Consider the following 25,603-nt stretch of genomic DNA (forward strand, 5'->3'; position numbering starts at 1 on the left):
GCTGAAAGAAACTGGCAGCTCAATAATCGGCTCACTCTTTTAAAAGCGGCGCACCTTTGTAGCCGATGTCTGTCCCGGGAGCCGAAGTCATGCAGCGTTCCATTGCCACCGTGTCCTTGAGCGGTACCTTGCCAGAAAAACTCGAAGCCATTGCCGCCGCCGGTTTTGACGGGGTGGAAATTTTCGAGAACGACCTTCTCTATTACGATGGCAGCCCTCGGGAAATCAGGCAGATGTGCGCCGACCTGGGCATCGCCATCACGTTATTCCAACCGTTTCGCGACTTCGAAGGCTGCCGCCGCGATCGCCTGTCGCGCAACCTGGAGCGGGCCGAGCGCAAGTTCGATCTGATGCAGGAACTGGGCACCGACCTGGTGCTGGTGTGCAGCAACGCCTCCGCCGACAGCGTCGGCGATGAACAGATCCTGATCGAGGACCTGCGCCTGCTGGCCGAACGGGCCGGTGCGCGCGGTTTGCGTATCGGTTACGAGGCGCTGGCCTGGGGCCGCCACGTGAATACTTATCAACAGGTCTGGAATATCGTGCGCCAGGCCGATCACCCCAGCCTCGGCGTGTTGCTCGACAGCTTTCATACCTTGTCCCTCAAGGGCGACCCGAGCGCGATCGCCGAGATTCCCGGCGACAAGATCTTCTTCGTGCAAATGGCCGACGCGCCGATCCTGGCCATGGACGTCCTGGAATGGAGCCGGCATTTCCGTTGTTTCCCGGGGCAGGGTGAGTTCGACTTGCCGGGTTTCCTGGCGCCGATCATCAAGAGTGGCTATACCGGGCCGCTGTCGCTGGAAATCTTCAACGACGGTTTCCGCGCCGCGCCGCCACGGGCTAATGCCGCCGACGGCCTGCGTTCGCTGCTGTACCTGGAAGAAAAGACCCGCCAGCGCCTGGCTGAAGAAGCGCCCTCCATGCGCAATGCCGACATCCTGTTCGCCACGCCGCCGGCCAGCGAATATGACGGCATCGAATTCCTCGAGTTCGCCGTGGACGATAACCTCGGCGCCAAGCTGTCCCATTGGCTGGAACGGCTGGGGTTCGTCAAGGCTGGCCAGCATCGCTCGAAGAATGTGAGCTTGCTGCGCCAGGGCGATATCAACCTGATCCTCAACAGCGAACCGTACTCGTTCGCCCACAGTTTTTTCGAAGCCCACGGACCGTCGTTGTGCGCCACCGCCGTGCGCGTGAAAAACAGTGCCAGCGCCCTGGAGCGGGCCGTTGCCTACAAAGGCCAGCCCTATCGTGGGTTGGTGGGGCCCAATGAACTGGAGCTGGCGGCGGTGCGCGCACCGGACGGTAGCCTGATTTACCTGGTGGACCAGCAGGCCGATGTCTATGGCACCGATTTCAACCTGCAGCCGGGTGCGGTCATTGGGGCCGGGCTCAAGCGCATCGACCACATGGCGATGGCGCTACCGGCCGACAGCCTCGACAGTTGGGTGCTGTTCTATAAGAGCCTTTTGGATTTCGAAGCCGACGACGAAGTGGTCTTGCCCGACCCCTACGGCCTGGTAAAAAGCCGTGCCCTGCGCAGCCGCTGCAGTTCGATCCGCTTGCCGCTGAACATTTCCGAGAACCGCAACACCGCGATCTCACACGCGCTGTCGAGTTATCGCGGCTCCGGCGTGCATCACATCGCCTTCGACTGCGATGACATCTTCGCCCAGGTCAGTCGTGCCAAGGAGGCAGGCGTACCGTTGCTGGACATCCCGCTCAATTACTACGACGACCTGGCGGCGCGTTTCGATTTCGACGACGAGTTCCTCAGCGAACTGGCCTACTTCAACGTGTTGTACGACCGTGACGCCCAGGGTGGCGAGCTGTTCCACGTCTACACCGAGCCGTTCGAAGGGCGGTTTTTCTTCGAGATCATCCAGCGCAAGAACGGTTACGCCGGTTATGGCGCCGCCAATGTCGCGGTGCGTCTGGCGGCCATGGCCAAGTCCCGCAGCGGTGGTTTGCGACACGCCAAGTTGTAGGGAAATCGTAAACGTGGCGGTAATGGGCTGTGTCGTGGCTTCCTTCAGTGCACGGTGCGGCCCATAATCGCCAGCCTGTGCAGTGATGGCCGTGAGCCCCGCAATGACTATGAATCCAGAGCTTCCCGCAGCGCTCGACGAACCCGTCGTCGCGCCGCGCAAGAGTCGCAAGAACAACCCGGAGAAGACCCGGGAAAACATTCTTCAGGAAGCCATCGTCGAGTTCGTCCAGCAAGGCCTGGCTGGCGCCCGGGTCGACGCCATCGCCGAGCGCATCCACACCTCCAAGCGCATGATCTACTACTACTTCGGCAGCAAGGAGCAGTTGTACGTCGAGGTGCTGGAAAAACTCTATGGGGATATCCGCACCACCGAGAGCCGCCTGCACCTGGCGGAACTGACCCCGGTCGATGCGATCCGGCGCCTGGTGGAGTTCACCTTCGACCACCACGATCGCAACGTGGATTTCGTGCGCATCGTCTGCATCGAGAACATCCACAACGCCGAGTACGTGAAGCAGTCAGGCGCGATCAAGGTGATGACCAATACCATCCTCGATTCCCTGGGAGTGATCCTGCGGCGCGGCGCTGAAGAGGGCGTGTTCCGTGCTGGCCTCGAGCCGCTGGATGTGCATCTGCTGATCAGTTCGTTCTGTTTTTACCGGGTGTCCAATCGCCAGACATTCGGTGAGATCTTTCAGATCGACCTGTCGGATGAAGCTATCAAGCAGCGGCATCGTGAGATGGTCTGTGAGTCGGTGTTGCGCTATCTGCAAGTCTGACCTCGACCCCTTGTGGGAGCGAGCTTGCTCGCGATAGCGGTCGATCAGCCAGCATCGATTGCGACTGACACACCGCCATCGCGAGCAAGCTCGCTCCCACAAGGGCTTATCACCAGGCTTTAGTGGTTCATGCTTTGGAAATGCGCCAGCATCCGCTGCGCATCTGGCGCCACGCCGCTGAACAGTTCGAACGCCTTCACCGCTTGGAACACGGCCATGTTGCCGCCATCCAGGGTGCGGCAGCCGACCGCGCGGGCGTTGCGCAGCAGTTCGGTTTCCAGCGGGAAGTAGACGATTTCCGCGACCCACAACGTGCCGCGCAACAGCTCGACCGGCACCGGCATGCCCGGTAGTTTTGCCATGCCCATGGGCGTGGTGTTCACCAGGCCGTCGGCCTCGGCCATGGCGGTGGGCAGGTCATGCCCGGTGCGGGCGCGGCCAGCGCCGAAGTGTTGATTCAAGTTGTTGGCCAGTGCCTCGGCACGGCTGGCGTCGACGTCAAAAATGCTCAGGGTTTCTACGCCCTCCATCAACAGCGCATGGGCTACCGCCGCGCCGGCGCCACCGGCGCCCATCTGGACCACACGCTTGCGCGCCACATCCCCTAGGCCGCGACGAAAACCTTCGGCGAACCCCAGGCAGTCGGTGTTGTGGCCGATGCGCTTGCCGTCCTTGAGCACCACGGTATTGACCGCGCCGATACCGCGGGCCTCGGGTGACAACTCATCGAGTAGCGGGATGATCGCCTGCTTGCAGGGGAAGGTGATGTTCAGGCCGGTGAAGTCCATGCGCTCGGCGGCCACCAGTAGATCGGCCAGGGCGCCGCTGTCGAGTTTCAGCGCATCAAGGTCGATCAGCCGATAGAGGTAACGCATGCCTTGGGCATCGCCCTCATGCTCATGCATCGCCGGCGTGCGAGAGGCCTGGATGCCCGCGCCGATCAGACCGGCCAGCACAGTGATATTCGACATGCTCATCAACCCTTCAACCGCTGACTGAAATGTTCAAGGGCCAGGCGATAACCATGGCTGCCAAACCCGCACATCACGCCAATGGCGACGGATGAGACGAAGGAGTGATGACGGAAGGTTTCACGGGCGTGGACGTTGGACAGGTGGACTTCGATGACCGGTACTTCGCTGGCCACCAAGGCATCGCGGATCGCCACGGAGGTGTGGGTCCAGGCTGCCGGGTTGATGACGATACCGGCGCAGCGGCCACGGGCGCCGTGAACCCAGTCCAGCAATTCGCCTTCCTGGTTGGTCTGGCGAAACTCCACCGCCAGGCCGAGTTCTTCAGCGGCGCGGCCGCACAGTGCCGAGATGTCAGCCAGGGTTTCATGGCCATAGGTCGCCGGCTCGCGGGTGCCGAGCAGGTTCAGGTTCGGGCCGTTGAGCACCAGAACGATCGGAGGCATCGCAATTTCTCCACATTTTTATTGTTGGTGTCGGCGGGGTTTCAGCCGGTGGAGATAAATTGTACTAGATGGTTAATTTGGTCAAATAAAGCAGCGGTCATCGGGCAATAAGTGTTCGATGATCGAACATGACCTTTTAGCTATGGTGAGATTTGCAGGAGGGAATTGTGGCTAGGGAGCTTGTTCCCTAGCCACAGAGGGCTCTGCTTAACGCCGAGTCAACAACACCCCGGACTCCATGTGATGGGTCCAGGGAAATTGATCGAACAACGCACAGCGCGTGATGCGGTGGGTGTCGTTCAGTTGTGCGATATTCGCGGCGAGGGTGTCCGGGTTGCAGGAGATGTACAGGATGTTGTCAAAACGTCGGGTCAGCTCGCAGGTGTCCGGGTCCATGCCGGCGCGAGGCGGGTCGACGAAGACGCTGCCGAATTCGTAGCTTTTCAGGTCGATGCCATGCAAGCGACGGAACGGCCGGACTTCGTTCAGGGCTTCGGTCAGCTCTTCGGCGGACAGGCGCACCAGCGTGACGTTATCCACCGCGTTTTCGCTGAGGTTGCTCAGCGCGGCGTTCACCGAGGTCTTGCTGATTTCGGTGGCCAGCACTTTGCGCACGCGGGTGGCCAGGGGCAAGGTGAAGTTGCCGTTGCCGCAGTACAACTCCAGCAGATCGTCGCTGCGATCGCCCAGCGCGTCATAAGCCCAGTTGAGCATCTTCTGGTTCACCGTGCCGTTGGGCTGGGTGAAGGCGCCTTCAGGCTGGCGATAGCTGAAGGTGCGAGCGCCCACTTCGAGCTTCTCCACCACGTAGTCATGGCCGATCACTTCGCGTTTGCCCTTGGAGCGGCCAATGATGCTCACGCCCAGGTCAGCCGCCAGTTTCGAGGCGGCAGCGTGCCAGTGTTCGTCCAGCGGGCGGTGATAACACAGGGTGATCATTGCATCGCCCGCCAGGGTGGTCAGGAACTCCACCTGGAACAGCTTGTGGCTCAGGGGCGCGCTGGCTTGCCAGGCGGCCTTGAGTTGCGGCATCAACTGGTTGATGCGCAGGCTGGCAATGGGAAACTCCTCAATGAGGATCGGGGTGCGCTTGTCGTCCTGGGAGAACATTGCGTAGTGCCGTTCGCCGGCCTCGCGCCAGAGACGGAACTCGGCGCGCAGGCGGAAGTGCTCCAGGGGCGAGTCGAACACCGCAGGTTCTGGTGCATCGAACGGCGCCAGCAGGTCACGCAAGCGGGTGACCTTGTCCTGGAGCTGAGCGGCGTAGGCTTGGGAATCAAAAGTCATGCGTTGAACCAACCCAACTTGATCACGAACAGGATCGACAGAATGACCAGCGCCGGGTTCAGCTCACGGCCACGGCCAGACACCAGTTTGATGGCGGTCCAGGCGATGAAACCGAAAGCGATGCCGTTGGCGATGGAATAGGTGAACGGCATTGCCAGGGCGGTCACCACCACTGGCGCGGCGACGGTGATGTCGTCCCAGTCGATCTCCGCCAGGCCGGAGGTCATCAGCACAGCGACGAACAGCAGGGCTGGGGCGGTGGCGAAAGGCGGGACGCTGGCGGCCAATGGCGAGAAGAACAGCGCCAGCAGGAACAGGAACGCCACCACGATGGCGGTCAGGCCGGTGCGGCCGCCGGCGCTGACGCCCGCTGCCGATTCGATGTAGCTGGTGGTGGTGGAGGTGCCCAGCAGCGAACCGGCCATGGCAGCGGTGCTGTCGGCGATCAGCGCACGGCCCATCTTTGGCATGTGGCCGTCCTTGCCCATCAGCCCGGCGCGCTTGGCGACGCCGATCAGGGTGCCGGAGTTGTCGAACAGGTCGACGAACAGGAAGGCGAAGATCACGCTCACCAGGCCGATGTCCAGGGCGCCCTTGATATCCAGTTGCAGGAAGGTCGGGGCCAGGGACGGCGGCATGGACATCACGCCGCCGAATGGCGTGAAGCCCATCAGGATCGAAACGAGGGTGACCGCCAGGATGCCGATCAGCACCGCGCCGCGTACTTTCAAGGCTTCCAGGGCGACGATCAGGACAAAGCCGAGGGTCGCGAGGATCGGCGCCGGTTGTTTCAAGTCGCCGAGGCCGACCATGGTCGCCGGGTTTTTCACCACGATGCCGGCGTTATTCAGGGCGATCAGCGCCAGGAACAGGCCGATACCGGCGGCAATCGCCGAGCGCAGCGGCAGCGGGATGCTGTTGATGATCCATTCGCGGATACGAAAGATCGACAACATGAAGAACAGTACGGCGGAGATGAACACTGCGCCCAGCGCCACTTGCCAGGTGTGGCCCATGTGCAGGACCACGGTGTAGGTAAAGAAGGCATTCAGGCCCATGCCCGGTGCGAGGGCGATCGGGTAGTTGGCGATCAGGCCCATGACCGTGGAGCCAATGGCCGCTGCCAGGCAGGTGGCGACGAACACCGCGCCCTTGTCCATGCCGGTTTCGCCGAGGATGCTCGGGTTGACGAACAGAATGTAGGCCATGGCCAGGAACGTTGTGACGCCCGCCAGGATCTCGGTCCGCACGTTGGTGTTGTGTGCCTTGAGTTGAAACAGCCTTTCCAGCATGTCTGCTCCCCGTGGCGCGCCCGGCGCCGTGAATGTATCGACCTCAACAGCAAAGCACAGGTCGCCAGCGGCGCCCGGGAATTTTCTGTGGGTCGGAAAAAGCCGCGCATCATACCAGCAGCGTAGCGTTGTGGCTGCGATCGTCGTCGATGTTTTGCCAACGCGCCAAGTGGGCCATACTGCTCGCGGTTCCGGGAGGTCTCTATGTATTGCATGAATAAAAAGCTGCTGGCGGCGGTGGGTTGCATGCTGGGCTGGTGGTTGTCCGGCCAGGCCGCCAATGCCGCGTCCGCACCGCCCTTGAGCGAGGTCAAGGTGCTCAAGGTCGAGTCGCCGGCCTGTGGCTTCGAGGGCATCGTCCCGGGGCAGGCGCAGACGCGTTGCGATCACAGCGGCCCGAATATCAAGGTCTACGTGTTGGAGGTCGGTTATGGCCGCCAGCCCCGTGCCGCCCTGGACGGCTTTGAAGTCGACGGCACCCGCTCGCCCGTGTGTGCGTACAGTAATGGCAATCTCAATGACTGCTCCGTGCGGACCAAGGTCGTCGGCTATCTGTACATCTTCGACCTGAAGGGCAAGCAAGAGGGCACCTTCAGCTTCAGCAACCAGTCGATCAACGCACCGGGCAACCGGATGTCGACCCAGTTGTACATCAAATAACCGCTGTCCCCTGTAGGCGCTGTCGAGCGAAGCGAGGCTGCGATCTTCCCCTCTGACGCTTGAATCTCAAGCGCCTATCAAAAGATCGCAGCCTTCGGCAGCTCCTACACTACAGGTATCAGCCAGTGGAGAGAGCGCCCATGATTCCAGGAACCAAGATCCCCCGAGCCCTGATAGTCGTCGCCGAGGGTGTCGACGACTTGCAGACGGTCACCCTGATCGATGTGCTGCGTCGAGCGCAGATCGAAACCGTGGTGGCGAGCATTGAAGGGCGACGGATGCTCACCTGCGCCCGCGGCACGCGCCTGACGGCCGATGGCATGCTGGTGGACGTGCTCGTGCAGGACTTCGACCTGGTCGTCCTGCCGGGCGGCATCATCGGCGCCCAACACCTGGCGGCCCATCAGCCGCTGCAACAACTGATCAAGGGCCAGGCCGCCACCGGACGGTTTTTCGCCGCCATCGCCGAAGCCCCGGCCCTGGCACTACAGGCATTCGGTGTCCTGCGCCAACGGCGCATGACCTGCCTGCCCGCCGTCAGCCAGCAGTTGTCCGGGTGCAGTTTTGTCGATCAACCCGTGGTGGTGGATGGCAACTGCATCACGGCCCAGGGGTCGGCCGCCGCCCTGGCGTTTGCCTTGACGCTGGTGGAACAACTCAGTGGCAAGGGCGTGAGGAGCGTGGTGGCGGCGGAGTTGCTGGCCTGACAGACATCAAGCGTGTTGTGGGAAAGGTTCAATCACAGGCTGCACGCGCCGCTCGGCTTGCCACAAATCGTAGTCGGTCTGGACGCCCAGCCAGACCCTGGCCTTGCCGATCCCGGCACGCTCCAGGCGCACGGCCAGGTCGGGGCTGATGGGCGCATGACCATGCAAGACCCGGGAAAGATGAGGCCGGGCGAAACCCAGGTGTCGTGCCAGTTCGGTGACGGTGATGCCCAGTTCGGGCAGCACGTCCAACCGCAAGGTTTCGCCAGGGTGTGGCGGATTGTGCATGGGCATGTTCCAGCCTCCTGATCAGTGATAGTCCAGATAATCGACCAGTTCGATATCGGACCCGATGAAACGAAAAATAACCCGCCAGTTTCCCGAAACCCCCAGCGACCAGTATCCATCCAGCTCACCTTTGAGCGGATGCAATCGCCATCCGGGAATATCCAAGTCGTTGGCGACCTGCGCCCTGTCCATGAACTGGAGCATACGGGCCAGGCGTTTTCCGTGGTCCGCCCGGATACCACGGGTCGACCCCGTCTCATAAAAGAGCCTGAGGCCTTTGTGCTGGAAAGATTTAATCATGGAATGGAGTGTAAGGCGATACATTACACTCACTGCGGTACATATATACCGCACAGCCTCTTTAAAACCGTGCTTCTTGCATCGCCACAGCATCGCAAATTGCCTTGAACGCTTCGCCTCACCCTGAAGTCGTACCCCTTATGACGGCGGTTTCCCAAAACGCCGCGAGTACGACCAACCGTGAGGTGTTCCATGAGCGCGACCCAGTCCGAAGCGACGTCGGCGTCCTTCGTCCATCATCCGATCCGCCTGACACTCAATGGCCAGGTGCGTGAGTTGCAAGTGCTGGCCTGGACCACGTTGCTGGACCTGCTGCGTGAGCAACTGGACCTGGTGGGCAGCAAAAAAGGCTGCGACCACGGCCAGTGCGGCGCCTGTACGGTGCTGCGCGATGGCAAGCGGATCAATGCCTGCCTGACCTTGGCGGTGATGTGCGACGGCGCCGAATTGACCACCATCGAAGGCCTGGCTGGTGATGAGGCATTGCATCCCATGCAGCAGGCATTCATCACCCATGACGCGTTCCAGTGCGGTTACTGCACGCCGGGGCAGATCTGTTCAGCGGTGGGGCTGGCCAATGAGGGCAGGGCGCAGACCCGCGCGCAAATCAGTGAACTGATGAGCGGCAACCTGTGCCGCTGCGGGGCCTATACCCATATTTGCGATGCCATCGAAGAGGCGTTGCCGCTCTGCCGGCAACCGGGAGGTGATCAATGAATCCCTTCCAGTACAGCAAGCCCGACACCGTGCAGGCGGCCGTCGATTTGTCGAGCCCGGTTTCCCGCTTCATCGCCGGTGGCACCAACCTGCTGGACCTGATGAAAGAGAACCTGACCCGCCCCGAGCACCTGATCGACATTACCGGCCTGCCTCTGGCGGACCTCAGTGAAACGCCGTCCGGCGGGGTGATGATCGGGGCCTTGGTGAGCAATGCCGACCTGGCCTGGCACCCGTGGATCGAGCGCCGCTATCCGCTGCTGGCCCAGGCCATCCTGGCGGGCGCCTCGCCGCAACTGCGCAACATGGCCAGCACCGGTGGCAACCTGCTGCAACGCACCCGCTGCTATTACTTCTATGACGCGAGCGTAGCGTGCAACAAACGCAAGCCCGGCAGCGGTTGCCCGGCCCGGGACGGTTTGAACCGGATCCACGCGATTTTCGGTGCCAGCGATCAATGTGTCGCCACCCATCCCTCCGACATGTGCGTGGCCTTGGCCGCTCTGGAGGCTGTGGTCCATGTCCTGGGTCGGGGCGGGGCGCGGACCATCGAGTTCGCCGATTTCCATCGCCTGCCCGGCGACGCCCCGGAGCGCGATAATCAACTGGCCGACGATGAGCTGATCACCGCCATCGAGTTGCCTGCCGCCGGTTTTGCCGAGCATAGCCACTACCTGAAGATCCGTGACCGCGCCTCCTACGCGTTTGCGCTGGTCTCGGTGGCGGCGGCGCTGGAACTGGATGGGCCGGTGATTCGCCAGGCGCGCCTGGCCCTCGGTGGCGTGGCGCATAAACCGTGGCGCGACCGGGCCGTGGAGAGCTGGCTGGTCGGACAGACCGTCAGCCGCGAAACCTTCACCGCCGCCGCCGATGCACTGCTGCAGCACGCCGAGCCGTTGGTGCACAACGGCTTCAAGATCCGCTTGGCGCGCCGGGCAATTGTCCGCGCCTTGAGCGATGCCGCGTTGGGTGGCGCAGCGCAGGGAGGACACGCTTGATGAACGCTCCGAGCAAATCCATAGGGCAGCCACTCGACCGGGTCGATGGCCTGCTCAAGGTGACGGGCCAGGCCCGTTATGCCGGCGAATACCCCGAGGACGGTTTGCTGCACGGCAGCGTCGTCTCCGGTACGGTCGCCCGTGGTCGCGTATTGCGCATCGATGCGTCCCGAGCCCTGGCACTGCCCGGCGTGGTCGCGGTCATCGACCACACCAACCGGCCGAGGATCGCCAGCTACGACGAGCCCTACCAGGATGCCGATGCGGCGGACGGCTCGCCGTTCCGGCCGCTGTACAACGACCAGGTGATTTACAGCGGCCAGCCCCTGGCCCTGGTGGTGGCGGAAAATCTTGAGTTGGCCCGGTATGCCGGTTCGCTGATAGACATCGAATACGCGACCGAGGAGCATCAGACCGATCTGATAACCCTGCAAAACGACGCCCATCCAGCACCGGCCGAATTACCCAAGCCTCGTGGGAATTTTCAGGGCGAGTACGCCAGCGCCGCGCTCAGTGTGGATGTGTCCTACAGCACGCCGATTGAGCACCACAACCCCATGGAGCCACATGCCTCCACCGTGCTGTATCAGCCTGATGGCAGCCTGCACATCCACGACAAGACCCAAGGCACGCAAAACGGCCAGGCCTATGTGCAAAAAGTCTTCGGGCTCGAGAAAGAGCAAGTGCGAGTGTTTGCCGCGTTTGTCGGCGGCGCCTTCGGTTCCGGGCTGCGCCCGCAATATCAATTGCCGTTGGCCGTGATGGCGGCACTGGCCCTCAAGCGTTCCGTGCGGGTCAGCCTGACGCGCCAGCAGATGTTTACCTTTGGCTATCGGCCGCGAACCCTCCAGCGCGTGCAGTTGGGGGCAGCGGCCAACGGTCGCTTGCTGGCCGTGGCGCACACCGCCGTCGGCCAGACCTCGCGCTTCGAGGACTTCACCGAGCACGTGGTGGAGTGGAGCGGCATGCTCTATCACTGCGACAACGTCGAGTTGACTTACAAACTGGTGCCGCTGGACGTCTACACGCCCCTGGACATGCGCGCTCCCGGTGCCGCCCTCGGCTTGATTGGCCTGGAATGCGCCATGGATGAACTGGCCTGTGCCCTGGCGATCGATCCGGTCCAATTGCGGTTGATCAACTACGCCGAACGCAACGAGAACGAAGGCAAGCCGTACTCCAGCAAGGAACTGCGTGAGTGCTATGCCCAAGGTGCCCGTCGTTTCGGCTGGGACAAGCGCAACCCGGAACCGCGCAGCATGCGTGAAGGCCGGCAACTGGTGGGTTGGGGCATGGCCGGCGGCGTGTGGGAGGCCATGCAGCAGAAGGCCAGCGCCCGGGCGTCGCTGGACACCAATGGCAAGCTGACCGTCAGCAGCGCCACCACTGACATCGGCACCGGAACCTACACGGTCATGACCCAGATCGCCGCCGAGGCGTCAGGCGTTTGCCTTGAGAACGTCACGTTTGTCCTGGGGGATTCATCGCTGCCCACCGCGCCGCTGCAGGGCGGCTCGTTCACCGTATCGTCGGTAGGCACCGCCGTACAGCAGGCCTGTGAAGCACTGAAGGGAAAACTCCTGGCCGTGGCCCGTCAGGCGTGTCCGGCCTTCAGTGGCGCGACCCTTGAGCAAGTGACGTTTGTCGATGGTCAGCTGCGACTGGGCGAAGCGAGCGTTGCACTCGCGGAGCTGGCGCAGAAAAGCGGTGAGACACCATTGCAGGCCCAGGTCACTGCCGAGCCGGATGCAAAACGCCAGGCCTACGCCACGGCCACTCATTCGGCGGTGTTCGTCGAAGTGCGAGTGGATGAAGACCTGGGGACGGTGAAGGTCAATCGCGTGGTCAGCGCCATCGCCGCCGGCCGGGTCGTCAACCCGAAAACCGCCCGCAGCCAGATTCTCGGTGGCGTGGTGTGGGGCGTCGGCATGGCCTTGCACGAAGAAACCCTGACGGACCACGCCCTGGGTCGCCACATGAACCACAACCTGGCCGAGTATCACCTGCCGGTTAACGCCGACATCAGCGACATTGAGGTGATTTTCGTTGAGGAACAGGACGAGATCGTCAATGCGCTCGGGTCCAAGGGCGTGGGTGAAATCGGTATCGTCGGAGTGGCGGCGGCGGTGGCCAATGCGATTTACCATGCCACCGGCAAGCGGGTGCGGGATTTCCCCATCACCCTCGACAAGCTGCTCTAGGCTTTTGCTTCATCCACCGGTTCGTGCATCCGGTCACGGTTGGCCAGGGTCGGGAACAGTTTGATCCAGGTTCCGGTGACCAGCAGCGTGCCGACGCCGCCCATGACCACCGCCGGCACGGTGCCGAACCAGTGGGCGGTGAGGCCGGACTCGAACTCGCCCAACTGGTTCGAGGCGCCGATGAACAGCCCGTTCACCGCGCTGACCCGGCCGCGCATTTCATCCGGTGTTTCCAGTTGTACGAAGGAGGCACGGATCACCATGCTGATCATGTCCGCCGCGCCCAGCACCACCAGCACCGCCAGGGAAAACCAGAACGAGGTGGAGAGGCCGAATGCAATGGTGGCGACGCCGAATACGCCCACCGCCGTGAACATCACCCGGCCGACCTTGCGCTCCACGGCAAACCGCGCCAGCCACAGCGACATCAGCAAGGCCCCGACCGCCGGTGCCGAGCGCAACAGGCCCAGGCCCCAGGGGCCGGTGAGCAGGATGTCCTTGGCGAACACCGGCAGCAGCGCCGTCGCGCCGCCGAGCAATACCGCGAACAGATCCAGGGAGATCGCCCCGAGAATGTCCGGGCGACTGCGAATGAAGCGAATCCCGGCGAGCAACGAATCCAGGGTTGCCTTGCCTTTGTTCAGCGGCGTCTGCCGGGCGGGCAGGTTGAGCATCAGGCCGCAGGCGATGAGGTAAAGCAGCACCGTCGGCCCGTAGACCCAGACACTGCCAAAGGCGTAGAGCAAGCCGCCGAGCGCCGGGGCGACGATGGTGGCCGACTGCTGGGCCGATTGCGCGGCGGCCACGGCACGGGGAAATAGCGCAGCCGGCACGATGCTCGGCAGCAGCGCCTGGGTGGTCGGCATTTCGAAGGAGCGGGCGGCGCCCAGCAGGAAGGCGAGGATGAAGATCATCTCCCGCGTGACGTTGTCAGTGGCGCTGCCGATCACCAGCGCCAGGGCAATCATCGCCTGCAATGACTGGCAGAGGGCCGCCACCTTGCGCCGGTCATAGCGGTCGGCCACATGTCCGGTGTGGAGCATGAACAGCACGCGCGGGGCAAATTCCACCAACCCCACCAGGCCCAGGTCCAGGACGTTGCCGGTCAGTTGATAGAGGTTCCAGCCGATGGCCACGGTGAGCATCTGGAAACCGCTGGCGGTGAATATCCGGGCCAGCCAGAAGGCGATGAAGGGACGGTGGTGACGGAGCAGCAGCGGCGCTTGGCTGGGCATCTATGACGGGTCCGGTGATGAAGGCATCGAGATTATCACCGAGCTGTAACTGGAAGTTGCGGTGGCGGAAAAAATAGTTAGCCAAGCATCGATCTTCCACATCGCACCGTTTTTTGTGGCGAGGGGATTTATCTGTGGGAGCAAGGCTTGCCCGCGATGGACGCGACTCGATTTCTGAAAGACCGCATCGCCTTCATCGCGGGCAAGCCTTGCTCCCACATATCCCCTCGCCTCAGTCAGCACTGAGACAACCTGTCACGCGACAAACGACCACGCCGTTCATCGACGAGAATGCGGCTACTCTTTGAACATTGCTTGATCCAGGTCAATACCTTTCGGGGCATTGGACTGGCGGCCATCCGGCCAGAGTCCTGCGTTGTGACGGTTATAAAAAGAACGATTTGAAAAGCATCGCACTCCATATCCCTGGAGGCTGGTGCAAGCCCCGCCCGCAGCCGGTTTTACCTGACAGAGGAAGACTTATGTTCGGTTTGGAGGCGCTCGATCTCGCCCGAATCCAGTTCGCGTTCACCATCTCGTTCCACATCCTGTTCCCGGCCATCACCATTGGCCTGGCGAGTTACCTGGCGGTACTCGAAGGCTTGTGGCTCAAGACCCGCGATGACACCTACCGCGACCTGTACCACTTCTGGTCGAAGATATTTGCCGTCAACTTCGGCATGGGGGTGGTGTCCGGGCTGGTCATGGCCTATCAGTTCGGGACCAACTGGAGTCGTTTCTCGGACTTCGCCGGAGCGGTGACCGGGCCGTTGCTGACCTACGAGGTGCTCACGGCGTTTTTCCTCGAGGCGGGTTTCCTGGGTGTGATGCTGTTCGGCTGGAATCGCGTCGGCCGCGGCCTGCATTTCTTTTCCACGGTCATGGTGGCGATCGGCACCCTGATCTCGACCTTCTGGATCCTGTCCTCCAACAGCTGGATGCAAACCCCTCAGGGTTACGAAATCATCGACGGCCGGGTGATCCCGGTGGACTGGCTGGCGGTGGTGTTCAACCCCTCGTTCCCTTATCGATTGCTGCATATGTCCACCGCAGCGTTTGTCGCCACGGCGTTTTTCGTCGGCTCGTCGGCGGCCTGGCATTTGCTGCGCGGCCGTGACAACCCAGCCATCCGCCGGATGCTGTCGATGGCGATGTGGATGGCGTTGCTGGTGGCGCCGATACAGGCGGTCATCGGCGACTTCCATGGCCTGAACACCCTCAAGCATCAACCGGCGAAAATCGCCGCCATCGAGGGCCACTGGGAAAACGTCGGCAATGAACCGACCCCGTTGATCCTGTTCGGCTGGCCCGACATGAAGGCGGAAAAAACCAAATACGCCGTGGAAATTCCTTATCTGGGCAGCCTGATCCTGACCCACAGCCTGGACAAGCAGGTGCCGGCCCTCAAGGAGTTCCCGCCTGAGGACCGACCGAACTCGACCATCGTGTTCTGGTCGTTCCGGATCATGGTCGGCCTCGGCTTGCTGATGATTTTCACCGGGCTGTGCAGCCTGTGGCTGCGCCGCAACGATCGGATCTATCAGTCCCGGCCGTTCCTCTACATGGTGCTGTGGATGGGGCCGTCCGGGCTGATCGCGATCCTGGCTGGCTGGTTTACCACGGAGATCGGCCGCCAGCCCTGGGTGGTCTATGGCTTGATGCGCACGGCCGATGCGTCCTCCGGCCACAGCTTCGCCCAGATGAGCATTACCCTGGTGCTGTTCGTCGTGGTGTATTTCGCACTGTTCGGTGCTGGCCTGAGCTACATGATGCGTCTGGTGCGCAAGGGGCCGGAGGCCCACGAAAGCGAGCCGAGCGACGGTGGCCCGGGCCAGAAGCGTACGCCGGCCCGGCCATTGTCGGCCGCCGATGACGGCGACGACATGGACCATAACGAACGCTCGAACAAGGGGAATTGAATCATGGGTATTGATCTTCCGCTGATCTGGGCCGTGGTCATCATCTTCGGCATCATGATGTACGTGGTCATGGACGGCTTCGACCTGGGGATCGGCATTCTCTTCCCCTTCGTCAAGGGCGAGCGCGACCGCGACGTGATGATGAACACTGTCGCCCCGGTCTGGGACGGTAACGAAACCTGGCTGGTGCTCGGCGGTGCCGGGCTGTTCGGGGCATTTCCGCTGGCTTATTCAGTGGTGCTTTCGGCGCTGTACCTGCCGTTGATCCTGATGCTCATCGGCTTGATCTTCCGCGGCGTGGCCTTCGAGTTCCGCTTCAAGGCCAAGGCTGAGAAGCGCCACCTCTGGGACAAGGCATTCATTGGCGGTTCGCTGACGGCCACCTTCTTCCAGGGCGTGGCGTTGGGGGCGTTCATCGACGGCTTCGAGGTGGTCGATCGCCAGTTCGCCGGCGGCTCCCTGGACTGGTTCACGCCATTCACGATGTTCTGTGGCCTGGCGTTGATCGCGGCCTACGCGTTGCTCGGCTGCACCTGGCTGATCATGAAGACCGAGGGCAAGTTGCAAGAGCAGATGCATGACCTGGCCCGGCCGCTGGCGTTCGTGGTGCTGGCGGTGATCGGTATTGTCAGCATCTGGACGCCGCTGGCCCACGCGGACATCGCCGCCCGCTGGTTCACCCTGCCGAACCTGTTCTGGTTCCTGCCGGTGCCGATCCTGGTGCTGGTGACCATGTATGGATTGTTCCGCGCGGTGGCGCGCAATGCCAACTACACGCCCTTCATCCTGACCCTGGTGCTGATCTTCCTCGGCTACAGCGGCTTGGGCATCAGCCTGTGGCCGAACATCGTGCCGCCGTCCATCTCGATCTGGGACGCCTCGTCACCGCCCCAGAGCCAGGGCTTCATGCTGGTCGGCACGCTGTTCATCATTCCGTTGATCCTGGTCTACACCTTCTGGAGCTACTACGTGTTCCGCGGCAAGGTGACCCACGACGATGGTTACCATTGAGGGTGTCGAGCATGGCCAAACCTGACTTGAAAGACATCGAGGCCGCCGAACGCAAGCCACTCTGGCAGCGGCTCGGCTGGCTGGCGCTGATCTGGGCCGGCAGTGTGCTGGCGCTGTTCATCGTCGCCAGCCTGATGCGGATGTTCATGAATGCCGCAGGCCTGACCACTCACTGATGTCTCTGTGGGAGCAAGCTTTTGCTCCCACAGACGATTTATTTGCGGGCTTTGAGGATCACGAATTTCGGCGTGGCGGCCACTTGCTCGACACCGCGGAACAACCGCGCCAGTTTGCTGTGGTAACCCAGGTGCCGGTTGCCGACGATGTACAGCGCGCCGCCCACCACCAACGCTTCGCGAGCCTGCTGAAACATCCGCCAGGCGAGGAAATCGCCCACCACTTGCTGCTGGTGGAAGGGCGGATTGCACAGCACCACGTCCAGTGACTGCGCCTCTTGTCCGGCCAGGCCATCACCGGCCCGCAGGGTCACTTCGCGTTCGCCCAGGGCCGCACGCCAATTCTCGGCTGCCGATTGCACGGCCATATACGACTCGTCCACCAGGGTGTAGTGGGCCTCGGGGTTTTGCAGGGCGCTGGCGATGGCCAGCACGCCGTTGCCGCACCCCAGGTCCGCGACCCGGGCCGTCCCGAGGTTTTTCGGCAGATGAGGCAGGAACGCGCGGGTGCCGATGTCCAGACCCTCGCGGCAGAACACATTGGCATGGTTGAGCAGCTCGATCTTTGGCTCGTCCAGCCAGTAACGCGTGGGGTAGGGCGATACAATCGGCGCACTGTCTTGTGGAGAGCCGGGTTGTGGAGTGGCAATCAACAGCCGCGCTTTTTTTACCGCCAGGGAGGCCTGCACCGGGCCGACATACCGTTCCAGCAAATCACCGGCGGCCCGGGGCAGGTGCTTGATCATGGCCCCGGCAATCACCTGGGCACCTGGCGCCAGTTGGCCTTGCAGGCGAATCAGTTGTTCCTCCAGCAGGGCCAGGGTTTTCGGTACTTTGATCAGGACGCGATCAAACGGGCCGGTCAACGGCTCGCTGGCAGGCAGCGTCGGCACCGCATCGAAGGGCCGGCCGTTGCGCACCAGGTTTTTCTCCAGCGCCTGCAATGCCAGGAAGGAATCACCGCTGCTGGTCACTTCGACTTTGCCGGCCAGGCTGGCCGCCAGCGCGCCGAAGCCGTCATTGAGCACCAGGACCCGAGTCTGCGCGCTCGGCTGTTGTTCGGCCAGGTACGCGAGCAGGTACTCGTCGGCCGCATCGAAGGCTTGCAATGGTTCGTTCTGCTGTTCGGGTTGGCGGATCAGGTCGAGTTGGGCGAAGGGGCTGTCGAGCAGGGGCATGGCTGGGGACTCTGGAGATCAACGAATGTCCCGCTGCCTGGAGGTAGGTGTCTGTGCGGGACCGCCTGAATGAACTGCGTCGCGTGCAAGAAGCGGCATCATCCAAGTGGGACCGTAAATGGTACGTTTTTTTGTTGCACATTACTCGCGGGTTTTTCAGCCCGGCGCTGCTACTCCACTGTTCAGATCACATGGATCTGGGCGGCTTTTGCCACCGCTGAAATCTTATTGCTGACGTTCAGTTTTCGCATGCAACTGCACACGTGGAAATTCACGGTCCGTTCGGAAAGACAGAGAATCCTGCCCACTTCCGACGCCGTCTTGCCTTCGGCAGACCACCTCAACACTTCGATCTCTCTGGGTGAGAGGTGGCATTTGGGCTGGACTGCGAGGGCGTCAGACAGTTTTTTGCTGGCGAGTGCGTGCAGCCTTTGACTGGCGAAGATGGCGTAGCCGAGATTTGCATAGTGCTCCTCGATATCGATGGGGCAATGGCTCCGTGCCAGGCTGAACAGGCTGCACTGTGCCCCACGCTCATCATGAACGGCCTGGGTCCAGCCGTACTTGAGTCCCTGCCGATTAAGTTCTCGCCATAACTTGGGGGCTTGAGCAAAAACAGTCTCATCCCACAAGATGGGGAGTGGTGATTGATTGCAATGTGCTACTAACGGATCGTTCGACGCATAACCATTTTGTTCATAAAGTCTGTCCCATCCATAAGGGTAGTTATTCAGGTTCACCTTACTGGTGTGCTTGTCGGGGCTTCCGAGATAGGCTGCAAATGCGCAATATTCAAATCCCTGATTGTTAAAGAAATTCAGGACCAGACGATAGGCCGTCTGCAGGTCCTTTTCGCAGGATAACTTCCTCAATAACAAGTCCTTCCACTTGTCCATCGCTCTCTCCTGGGTTTGATTCGTCCATGCGGATCCAATCCATGATGCGGAATTTGAGTGTAGGACTATTCTTAATTTGTAGTGAGTTTTTTTTAGTTTACTTACATTTGGAAGTGTTTAAGAAGATAAACTTTTTAGTTGGTTATTTTTACATCGATTTTAGGTTTGTATAAGTTAAGTAAAAGATTTTGTTGGTCAGACGCAGCTTGTGGCTAAAGTGCCATCGTTCATCATCGGTGGTGAAGACGCCCGCTTTGCGGGACACTGCAAGTCTTGTCCTATTGGAGTGGCTCATGACCGACAGCGCAGAGAAGTTCACCCGCCAGACCCTGCTCGATGTCCAGCCGTTGACGCCTCATTTGTTTACTTTGCGCACGACCCGGGATCGCGGCTTTCGCTTCCGGGCGGGGCAGTTTGCCCGGCTGGGGGTCTTCAAGGCGGACGGGACCACCGTCTGGCGGGCGTATTCCATGGTGTCTTCGCCGTTCGACGAGTTCCTCGAATTCTTTTCCATCGTGGTTCCCGATGGCGAGTTCACCAGTGAGCTCAGCCGCCTGCAGCCGGGTGACGAACTGTTGGTGGAACGCCAGGCGGTCGGCTATCTGACGCTGGATCGCTTTGTCGATGGACGGGATTTGTGGCTGCTGTCGACGGGGACGGGTGTGGCGCCGTTTCTTTCGATCCTCCAGGATTTTGAGGTCTGGGAAAAATTCGAGCGGATCATCCTGGTGTACAGCGTGCGCGAGGCGCAGGAGCTGGCGTATCAGGACCTGATCAAGGAACTGCCCCAGCGCGACTACCTGGCCGAGCACGCTCATAAATTTCGTTTCATTGCGACCGTCACCCGTGAACAGCATCCGGGGGCGCTCAATGGGCGGATCACCACGCTGATCGAAAATGGCGAACTGGAGCGGGCGGCCGGTATAGCGCTTACGCCGGAGCATTCGCGAGTGATGCTATGCGGCAACCCGCAAATGATCGATGACACGCGCAAGTTGCTCAAGGCCAGGGGGCTGCAACTGAGCCTGACCCGTCGGCCGGGCCAGGTGGCGGTGGAAAACTACTGGTAGGTTGTGGCGAGGGGATAAATCCCCTCGCCATCGGGGCTGTCAGTGGCTGCCCGCCTCAGGGCCGCTCGTTCTGAGCCTTGAGCAGGTCGCGAATCTCACCCAGCAGCAGTTCTTCCTTGGTCGGAACCGGAGGCGCGCTGGGGGCTACGGCTTCTTCGCGCTTGAGGCGGTTGATGGCTTTGACGCCCATGAAAATGGCGAACGCCACAATGATGAAGTCGATGGTGCTCTGGATGAATTTACCGTAGGCCAACATAACGGCAGGCGCCTCACCTTGGGCGGCCTTGAGGGTGATGGCCAGGTCACTGAAGTCCACCCCGCCAATCAGCAGGCCGATCGGAGGCATGACCACGTCGCCAACGAATGACGAAACGATTTTGCCGAAAGCGGCACCGATGATGATCCCGACGGCCATGTCGACGACATTGCCTTTGACCGCGAAGGCCTTGAACTCGCTTAGCACGCCCATGAGTTATTCCTTGTGACAGATTAAAGATGAGTGGCAGTGTAAGTCAGCCCAACGAGTCTTGCTCGAAACGCCTGCTTACAAAGCTTCAATTATCGACCTAGTCCCGGGTGAAAAGTTTTCAAAGTGCCATCAATCGCGCGTGATACGCGGTTTCAGCCTGGTGCCCTACAACGTTTTTTCTATCGACACGGTACGGCATTTCTATTTAGGTTTTCCTTTTCCGAGCACTAGCCTCTGGATGGCGCACATGGATGCGCTCTATAACATCAGAGGAACACGCCTATGAACACTTCCCTTGGCCACGGGGCTTATTCCCATCGCCGCGCTTTTTTTGTGCTGACCGCGAGCCTTTTGTCCTTGTCTGTCAACGCGGCCACCCTGACCCGGGACAACGGTGCGGCTGTCGGCGACAACCAGAACTCGCAAACGGCAGGCCCCAACGGCCCGACCCTGCTGCAAGACGTGCAGTTGATCCAGAAGCTCCAGCGTTTTGACCGTGAACGTATCCCCGAGCGCGTGGTGCATGCCCGTGGTACCGGCGCCCATGGCACATTCACCGTTTCCGACGACCTCAGCGACCTGACCAAGGCCAAGGTCTTTGCCGCAGGCCAGGTCACGCCGGTGTTCGTGCGTTTTTCTGCCGTGGTGCACGGCAATCATTCGCCGGAAACCCTGCGCGATCCCCGTGGTTTCGCCACGAAATTCTACACCGCCGACGGCAATTGGGACTTGGTAGGTAACAACTTCCCAACCTTCTTCATCCGCGATGCCATCAAGTTTCCGGACATGGTCCACGCCTTCAAACCCGACCCGCGGACCAACCTGGACGATGATTCACGCCGCTTCGATTTCTTCTCCCATGTACCAGAATCGACCCGCACCCTGACCGAGTTGTATTCCAACTCCGGGACACCGGCCAGTTACCGCGAAATGGACGGCAATGGTGTACATGCCTACAAACTGGTTAATGCCAAGGGTGAAGTTCACTACGTGAAGTTTCATTGGAAAAGTTTGCAGGGCTTGAAAAATCTCGATCCGAAAGAAGTTGTGAAAGTTCAGGGTCAAGATTACAGCCATATGACAAATGATCTGGTGACTCATATTAATAAGGGCGACTTCCCGAAGTGGGACTTGTACGTCCAGGTACTGAACCCACAGGACCTTGCCAAGTTTGACTTCGACCCACTGGACGCGACCAAGATCTGGCCGGGCGTGCCTGAGCGCAAAGTCGGACAAATGGTCTTGAATCGCAATCCGGCGAATGTCTTCCAGGAAACCGAGCAGGTGGCCATGGCGCCGGCCAATCTTGTACCGGGTATCGAACCTTCCGAGGATCGTTTGCTCCAGGGGCGAGTATTTTCCTACGCCGACACGCAGATGTACCGGATAGGCGCCAATGCCCTGCAATTGCCGATCAACGCCCCCAAGGTGGCGGTGAACAACGGTAACCAGGACGGTGCGATGAACCCAGGCAGCACCAGCACCGGGGTGAATTATCAGCCGAGCCGCCTGACGCCGCGTGAAGAACCGCAAGCGGCACGCTACAGCCAGACTGCGCTGACCGGCAGTACCCAGCAGGCGAAGATCCAGCGCGAGCAGAACTTCAAGCAGGCCGGTGATTTGTATCGTTCGTTCAGCAAGAAAGAGCGTGATGACCTGATCGACAGCTTCGGCGGCTCCCTGGCGACCACCGATGACGAGAGCAAGCACATCATCCTGTCGTTCCTCTACAAGGCTGACCCTGAGTACGGCACTGGCGTGGCTCGTGTCGCCAAAGGCGATCTGGCCCGGGTCAAGGCCCTGGCGGAAAAACTGACTGACTGATCCACAGCCAGGCAGGTGCATGACCTGTGGGAGCAAAGCTTGCTCGCGATACAGGCGCTGGGGTCTGAAACCAGACCGAGTTGCCTGCATCGCGGGCAAGCCTTGCTCCCACAACATGCCCCCACAGCCATCTGCCAGAGGAGACGTCATGATGCGCAGATTACTTTTATCGATGCTTGCGACCTGGTCACTGAGTGTACTGGCCGATCAGCCGATACCCATCGAACCGGCTGCGGTCCAGGAACAGTTGCAAAACTATTATTTCGACGCCGCTCGCCGCGGCGACGTGCCGATGCTCGAGACCTTTATCGAGGCCGGTTATTCCCTGGATACCCGGGATGAGAAGGGCTACACCGCGCTGATTCTGGCGGCCTATCACGGCCACGGCCCAGCGGTGGAACGGCTGCTGGCTGCAGGTGCCGATGCCTGTGCCCAGGATAAACGTGGCAACACGGCGTTGATGGGCGCCATTTTCAAGGGCGAAGTGCAGATTGCGCGGCGTTTGTTGTCCACCGATTGCAGCCCGGACCAACGCAACGGTGCCGGGCAGACCGCGGCGATGTATGCCGGCCTGTTCAAGCGTGGCGAGTTGCTCGATGCCTTGAAGGCCAAGGGCGCCGATCTGCAGGCCCAGGACCCGTTGGGCAATACTGCGGTGGATCTGGCGAAGGGTGAAATCAGAATGCCGGCCCCGCGCTAGTGGCCTGTGTGGCCAGTTCTGTCAGCCCAACTTCGGCGCCAGAAGCCCATATCCTGCGTTGCTGTTCCTCGCCATAGCGGGCTATGACTCGTCACAGCGCCTTTGCTATGAACTTCTGGCATCCGAATTTGAGCTAACGAACTGGCCGTACAGGCCACCGACTGGGCTATCATCGCGGTTTTTACCCGGAGTTCAGATGGCCAAGGCAAAGCGCATGTACGGCTGCACCGAGTGCGGCTCGACCTTTCCCAAATGGGCCGGCCAATGCAGCGAATGCGGGGCCTGGAACACCCTGACCGAAACCATGGTGGAAAGCGGCGGTGCGGCGGCGCCCACCGGTCGTACGGGTTGGGCCGGTCAGCAGGCGCAGATCAAGACCCTGGCCGAAGTCAGCGTCGAAGAAGTCCCGCGTTTTTCCACCGCATCCGGTGAACTGGACCGCGTGCTGGGCGGTGGCCTGGTGGACGGTTCGGTGGTGCTGATCGGCGGCGATCCGGGCATCGGCAAATCCACCATCCTGCTGCAAACCTTGTGCAGCCTCGCCACCCGCATGCCGGCGCTGTATGTCACAGGTGAAGAATCCCAACAGCAGGTCGCCATGCGCGCCCGACGCCTGGGCTTGCCCCAGGACCAGTTGCGGGTCATGACTGAAACCTGCATCGAAACCATCATCGCCACGGCGCGCCTGGAAAAGCCCAAGGTGATGGTGATCGACTCGATCCAGACCATTTTCACTGAACAGCTGCAATCGGCCCCGGGCGGCGTGTCCCAGGTGCGCGAAAGCGCGGCGCTGCTGGTGCGCTACGCCAAGCAGAGCGGCACGGCGATTTTCCTGGTGGGCCACGTCACCAAGGAAGGCGCACTGGCGGGGCCGCGCGTGTTGGAGCACATGGTCGATACCGTGTTGTATTTCGAAGGCGAATCCGATGGTCGGCTGCGTTTGCTGCGGGCGGTGAAGAACCGCTTTGGTGCCGTGAACGAACTGGGTGTGTTCGGCATGACCGACAGAGGCTTGAAAGAAGTCTCAAACCCTTCGGCGATCTTTCTGACGCGTGCCCAGGAAGAAGTCCCCGGCAGTGTGGTCATGGCGACGTGGGAAGGGACCCGGCCGATGTTGGTCGAGGTGCAAGCGCTGGTGGACGACAGCCATCTGGCGAATCCGCGTCGGGTCACCCTGGGCCTGGATCAGAATCGGCTCGCCATGTTGCTGGCGGTGCTGCATCGACACGGTGGGATTCCGACTCACGACCAGGACGTGTTCCTCAACGTCGTGGGCGGGGTCAAGGTGCTGGAAACCGCGTCCGACCTGGCGTTGATGGCGGCGGTCATGTCCAGCCTGCGCAACCGGCCGCTACCCCACGACCTGTTGGTGTTCGGCGAAGTGGGGTTGTCGGGCGAAGTGCGGCCGGTGCCCAGTGGGCAGGAGCGGCTCAAGGAAGCGGCCAAGCACGGTTTCAAACGTGCCATCGTGCCCAAGGGTAACGCGCCGAAGGAAGCACCGCCGGGGTTGCAGATCATTGCGGTGACGCGCCTGGAACAGGCGTTGGATGCGTTGTTCGAATAGCACTGGCAATTGCGCAAGGAAGGCATGTGGGAGCAAAGCTTGCTCGCGATGCAGACGACTCGATTTTGAAGGGCCGCATCGCCGCCATCGCGGGCAAGCCTTGCTCCCACAGAATCCGCTCGCCACAGGGGGCACCGCTGGATTCAAATCTGGATCAACGCCGCCAACTCCCGCTCCAACTCGTCATGGTCGCCCACATTCAGCTCTACCAGCCGGCGTAGGTGTGCGATGGAGTCCAGGTCAATGTGCTCACAGGCGAAGCCCAGGTGACCATGGTCATCATGGGCCAACCGAACTTCCATTTTGATCTCAGCATCAGGGCTCAAATGAATATCGGCCATGAAGGGGCGGTCGATATCGCCAAGCCAGGGTTCGGGTTTCTTGATCAGCAATCCCTTGAGGGACAGATCCAGCAACTCTACCGGCCAGATGAACGGACCCTGGCTCAGCTCGGTCCTGGCATGGAAGTCAACTCGTACGAAGCGGCGACGTTCGCTCATTACGCATTCCCTCTGGAGATTCATTGACTATAGACCCAACTGACGGGGCATCGTCACCGTTCGGCCGCTGACAAACGAACGTCGAGTATGGCCTTTGCCCGGGTTAGCGCTAAACTCCTGTGGCTATCTTTCTTGTCCACCCTGGCTGGAATATAAAAATGAAAAACAATAATAGCCTGCTGCGCCATCTACCCTGGCTACTGCTGGCCGTCGTAGGAGCGTGCGCCCTGGGCGTCGTGGCATTGCGTCGAGGCGAGGCGATCAACGCCTTATGGATCGTCGTCGCAGCCGTGGTCATCTACCTGGTCGCCTACCGCTACTACAGCCTCTTCATCGCCAACAACGTGATGCAACTCGATGCGCGCCGGGCCACCCCCGCCGTGCTCAACAACGATGGCCTGGACTATGTCCCGACCAACAAA

26 protein-coding genes are annotated in these 25,603 nt (G+C 61.1%); 15 read left to right on the plus strand and 11 right to left on the minus strand.

All coding sequences use genetic code 11. The features are described 5' to 3' along the window. The first annotated feature begins 89 nt into the window (after window positions 1–89). Together quiC and Q7F16_RS27155 are read left to right on the plus strand one after the other, a co-directional pair. Window positions 90–1,991 (plus strand): 3-dehydroshikimate dehydratase QuiC, encoded by a 1,902-nt coding sequence (gene quiC, locus Q7F16_RS27150; protein ID WP_409557245.1) that lies wholly within the window; start codon window positions 90–92, stop codon window positions 1,989–1,991. Window positions 1,992–2,094: 103 nt separating this feature from the next. Continuing rightward, window positions 2,095–2,772 (plus strand): TetR/AcrR family transcriptional regulator, encoded by a 678-nt coding sequence (locus Q7F16_RS27155; protein ID WP_409557246.1) that lies wholly within the window; start codon window positions 2,095–2,097, stop codon window positions 2,770–2,772. Between the two features lie 119 nt (window positions 2,773–2,891). On the opposite strand, the gene Q7F16_RS27160 is transcribed toward Q7F16_RS27155, so the two are convergent. The 4 genes from Q7F16_RS27160 to Q7F16_RS27175 form a co-directional block, all read right to left on the minus strand. Beyond that, on the minus strand, window positions 2,892–3,743 hold the full coding sequence (locus tag Q7F16_RS27160; protein WP_409557247.1) for a shikimate dehydrogenase: 852 nt from the start codon (window positions 3,741–3,743) through the stop codon (window positions 2,892–2,894). Window positions 3,744–3,748: 5 nt separating this feature from the next. Next, entirely contained in the window at window positions 3,749–4,189 is a 441-nt protein-coding gene (gene aroQ, locus Q7F16_RS27165; protein WP_139051204.1) for a type II 3-dehydroquinate dehydratase, read from the minus strand. A 207-nt stretch (window positions 4,190–4,396) separates the two neighbouring features. Further along, complete coding sequence (gene trmA / locus Q7F16_RS27170) at window positions 4,397–5,476, minus strand: tRNA (uridine(54)-C5)-methyltransferase TrmA (RefSeq protein ID WP_046065186.1); 1,080 nt, start codon at window positions 5,474–5,476, stop codon at window positions 4,397–4,399. Continuing rightward, window positions 5,473–6,768, minus strand: coding sequence for an NCS2 family permease (locus tag Q7F16_RS27175; RefSeq protein WP_046065185.1), 1,296 nt, complete (start codon window positions 6,766–6,768; stop codon window positions 5,473–5,475). The genes trmA and Q7F16_RS27175 overlap by 4 nt, the downstream gene beginning before the upstream one ends. A 204-nt stretch (window positions 6,769–6,972) precedes the next feature. Here Q7F16_RS27175 and Q7F16_RS27180 point away from each other — a divergent pair, with 204 nt between their 5' ends. Both Q7F16_RS27180 and Q7F16_RS27185 read left to right on the plus strand, forming a co-directional pair. Further along, window positions 6,973–7,428 carry a DUF4879 domain-containing protein gene (locus Q7F16_RS27180; protein ID WP_014340317.1) on the plus strand — a complete coding sequence of 152 codons (456 nt, stop codon included), beginning with the start codon at window positions 6,973–6,975 and terminating at the stop codon, window positions 7,426–7,428. A 140-nt stretch (window positions 7,429–7,568) separates the two neighbouring features. Continuing rightward, the gene (locus Q7F16_RS27185; RefSeq protein WP_014340316.1) at window positions 7,569–8,135 is read left to right on the plus strand and encodes a DJ-1 family glyoxalase III; all 567 of its coding nucleotides are present in this window, start codon (window positions 7,569–7,571) and stop codon (window positions 8,133–8,135) included. Window positions 8,136–8,141: 6 nt separating this feature from the next. On the opposite strand, the gene Q7F16_RS27190 is transcribed toward Q7F16_RS27185, so the two are convergent. Continuing rightward, window positions 8,142–8,429 carry a HigA family addiction module antitoxin gene (locus Q7F16_RS27190; protein ID WP_014340315.1) on the minus strand — a complete coding sequence of 96 codons (288 nt, stop codon included), beginning with the start codon at window positions 8,427–8,429 and terminating at the stop codon, window positions 8,142–8,144. 15 nt (window positions 8,430–8,444) lie between these two features. Then, on the minus strand, window positions 8,445–8,723 hold the full coding sequence (locus Q7F16_RS27195; RefSeq protein WP_024618210.1) for a type II toxin-antitoxin system RelE/ParE family toxin: 279 nt from the start codon (window positions 8,721–8,723) through the stop codon (window positions 8,445–8,447). 192 nt (window positions 8,724–8,915) lie between these two features. Between Q7F16_RS27195 and Q7F16_RS27200 the strand changes: the two genes are divergently transcribed. The 3 genes from Q7F16_RS27200 to Q7F16_RS27210 are packed head-to-tail and all read left to right on the plus strand — an operon-like array spanning window position 8,916 to window position 12,639. Next, window positions 8,916–9,440 carry a (2Fe-2S)-binding protein gene (locus Q7F16_RS27200; protein WP_409557248.1) on the plus strand — a complete coding sequence of 175 codons (525 nt, stop codon included), beginning with the start codon at window positions 8,916–8,918 and terminating at the stop codon, window positions 9,438–9,440. Next, entirely contained in the window at window positions 9,437–10,438 is a 1,002-nt protein-coding gene (locus tag Q7F16_RS27205) for an FAD binding domain-containing protein (RefSeq protein ID WP_046065183.1), read from the plus strand. Before Q7F16_RS27200 ends, Q7F16_RS27205 begins: the two co-directional genes overlap by 4 nt. Further along, window positions 10,438–12,639: a xanthine dehydrogenase family protein molybdopterin-binding subunit gene (locus Q7F16_RS27210; protein WP_409557249.1), complete on the plus strand. Its 2,202-nt coding sequence runs from the start codon at window positions 10,438–10,440 to the stop codon at window positions 12,637–12,639. Before Q7F16_RS27205 ends, Q7F16_RS27210 begins: the two co-directional genes overlap by 1 nt. Here the strand turns inward: Q7F16_RS27210 and Q7F16_RS27215 are convergent. After that, on the minus strand, window positions 12,636–13,874 hold the full coding sequence (locus Q7F16_RS27215; protein WP_409557250.1) for an MFS transporter: 1,239 nt from the start codon (window positions 13,872–13,874) through the stop codon (window positions 12,636–12,638). The genes Q7F16_RS27210 and Q7F16_RS27215 overlap by 4 nt on opposite strands. 482 nt (window positions 13,875–14,356) lie before the next feature. On the opposite strand from Q7F16_RS27215, the gene Q7F16_RS27220 reads away from it, so the two are divergent. From Q7F16_RS27220 to Q7F16_RS27230, 3 genes are read left to right on the plus strand one after another with little or no spacing between them, the layout of a single operon-like run. Continuing rightward, window positions 14,357–15,793 (plus strand): cytochrome ubiquinol oxidase subunit I, encoded by a 1,437-nt coding sequence (locus Q7F16_RS27220; protein ID WP_079302698.1) that lies wholly within the window; start codon window positions 14,357–14,359, stop codon window positions 15,791–15,793. Window positions 15,794–15,796: 3 nt separating this feature from the next. Continuing rightward, window positions 15,797–16,804, plus strand: coding sequence for a cytochrome d ubiquinol oxidase subunit II (gene cydB, locus Q7F16_RS27225; RefSeq protein ID WP_079302697.1), 1,008 nt, complete (start codon window positions 15,797–15,799; stop codon window positions 16,802–16,804). A gap of 11 nt (window positions 16,805–16,815) precedes the next feature. Continuing rightward, window positions 16,816–16,980: a DUF2474 domain-containing protein gene (locus Q7F16_RS27230; protein ID WP_003205785.1), complete on the plus strand. Its 165-nt coding sequence runs from the start codon at window positions 16,816–16,818 to the stop codon at window positions 16,978–16,980. 38 nt (window positions 16,981–17,018) lie between these two features. Here the strand turns inward: Q7F16_RS27230 and Q7F16_RS27235 are convergent, their stop codons facing one another. Next, on the minus strand, window positions 17,019–18,158 hold the full coding sequence (locus tag Q7F16_RS27235; RefSeq protein ID WP_079302696.1) for a methyltransferase: 1,140 nt from the start codon (window positions 18,156–18,158) through the stop codon (window positions 17,019–17,021). Window positions 18,159–18,340: 182 nt separating this feature from the next. Then, window positions 18,341–19,054 (minus strand): autoinducer binding domain-containing protein, encoded by a 714-nt coding sequence (locus tag Q7F16_RS27240; protein WP_046065179.1) that lies wholly within the window; start codon window positions 19,052–19,054, stop codon window positions 18,341–18,343. Between the two features lie 293 nt (window positions 19,055–19,347). On the opposite strand from Q7F16_RS27240, the gene Q7F16_RS27245 reads away from it, so the two are divergent. Beyond that, complete coding sequence (locus tag Q7F16_RS27245; protein ID WP_409557251.1) at window positions 19,348–20,124, plus strand: ferredoxin--NADP reductase; 777 nt, start codon at window positions 19,348–19,350, stop codon at window positions 20,122–20,124. A 55-nt stretch (window positions 20,125–20,179) separates the two neighbouring features. On the opposite strand, the gene mscL is transcribed toward Q7F16_RS27245, so the two are convergent. Continuing rightward, on the minus strand, window positions 20,180–20,593 hold the full coding sequence (gene mscL, locus Q7F16_RS27250) for a large-conductance mechanosensitive channel protein MscL (protein ID WP_014340304.1): 414 nt from the start codon (window positions 20,591–20,593) through the stop codon (window positions 20,180–20,182). Between the two features lie 282 nt (window positions 20,594–20,875). Between mscL and katB the strand changes: the two genes are divergently transcribed. From katB to radA, 3 genes are all read left to right on the plus strand, one after another. Next, the gene (gene katB / locus Q7F16_RS27255) at window positions 20,876–22,417 is read left to right on the plus strand and encodes a catalase KatB (protein WP_046065177.1); all 1,542 of its coding nucleotides are present in this window, start codon (window positions 20,876–20,878) and stop codon (window positions 22,415–22,417) included. 151 nt (window positions 22,418–22,568) lie between these two features. After that, on the plus strand, window positions 22,569–23,117 hold the full coding sequence (locus Q7F16_RS27260) for an ankyrin repeat domain-containing protein (RefSeq protein ID WP_079303434.1): 549 nt from the start codon (window positions 22,569–22,571) through the stop codon (window positions 23,115–23,117). Window positions 23,118–23,313: 196 nt separating this feature from the next. Further along, window positions 23,314–24,681 (plus strand): DNA repair protein RadA, encoded by a 1,368-nt coding sequence (radA, locus tag Q7F16_RS27265; RefSeq protein WP_018606739.1) that lies wholly within the window; start codon window positions 23,314–23,316, stop codon window positions 24,679–24,681. 143 nt (window positions 24,682–24,824) lie between these two features. Here the strand turns inward: radA and Q7F16_RS27270 are convergent, their stop codons facing one another. Further along, complete coding sequence (locus Q7F16_RS27270) at window positions 24,825–25,181, minus strand: PilZ domain-containing protein (protein WP_079302693.1); 357 nt, start codon at window positions 25,179–25,181, stop codon at window positions 24,825–24,827. Between the two features lie 158 nt (window positions 25,182–25,339). On the opposite strand from Q7F16_RS27270, the gene Q7F16_RS27275 reads away from it, so the two are divergent. Further along, window positions 25,340–25,603 (plus strand): carbon starvation CstA family protein (locus tag Q7F16_RS27275; protein ID WP_409557252.1); only part of this gene is annotated, 264 nt, incomplete at its 3' end.

Source organism: Pseudomonas sp. Lb2C2, from assembly GCF_052112205.1.
GTDB classification, from domain to species: domain Bacteria; phylum Pseudomonadota; class Gammaproteobacteria; order Pseudomonadales; family Pseudomonadaceae; genus Aquipseudomonas; species Aquipseudomonas kilonensis.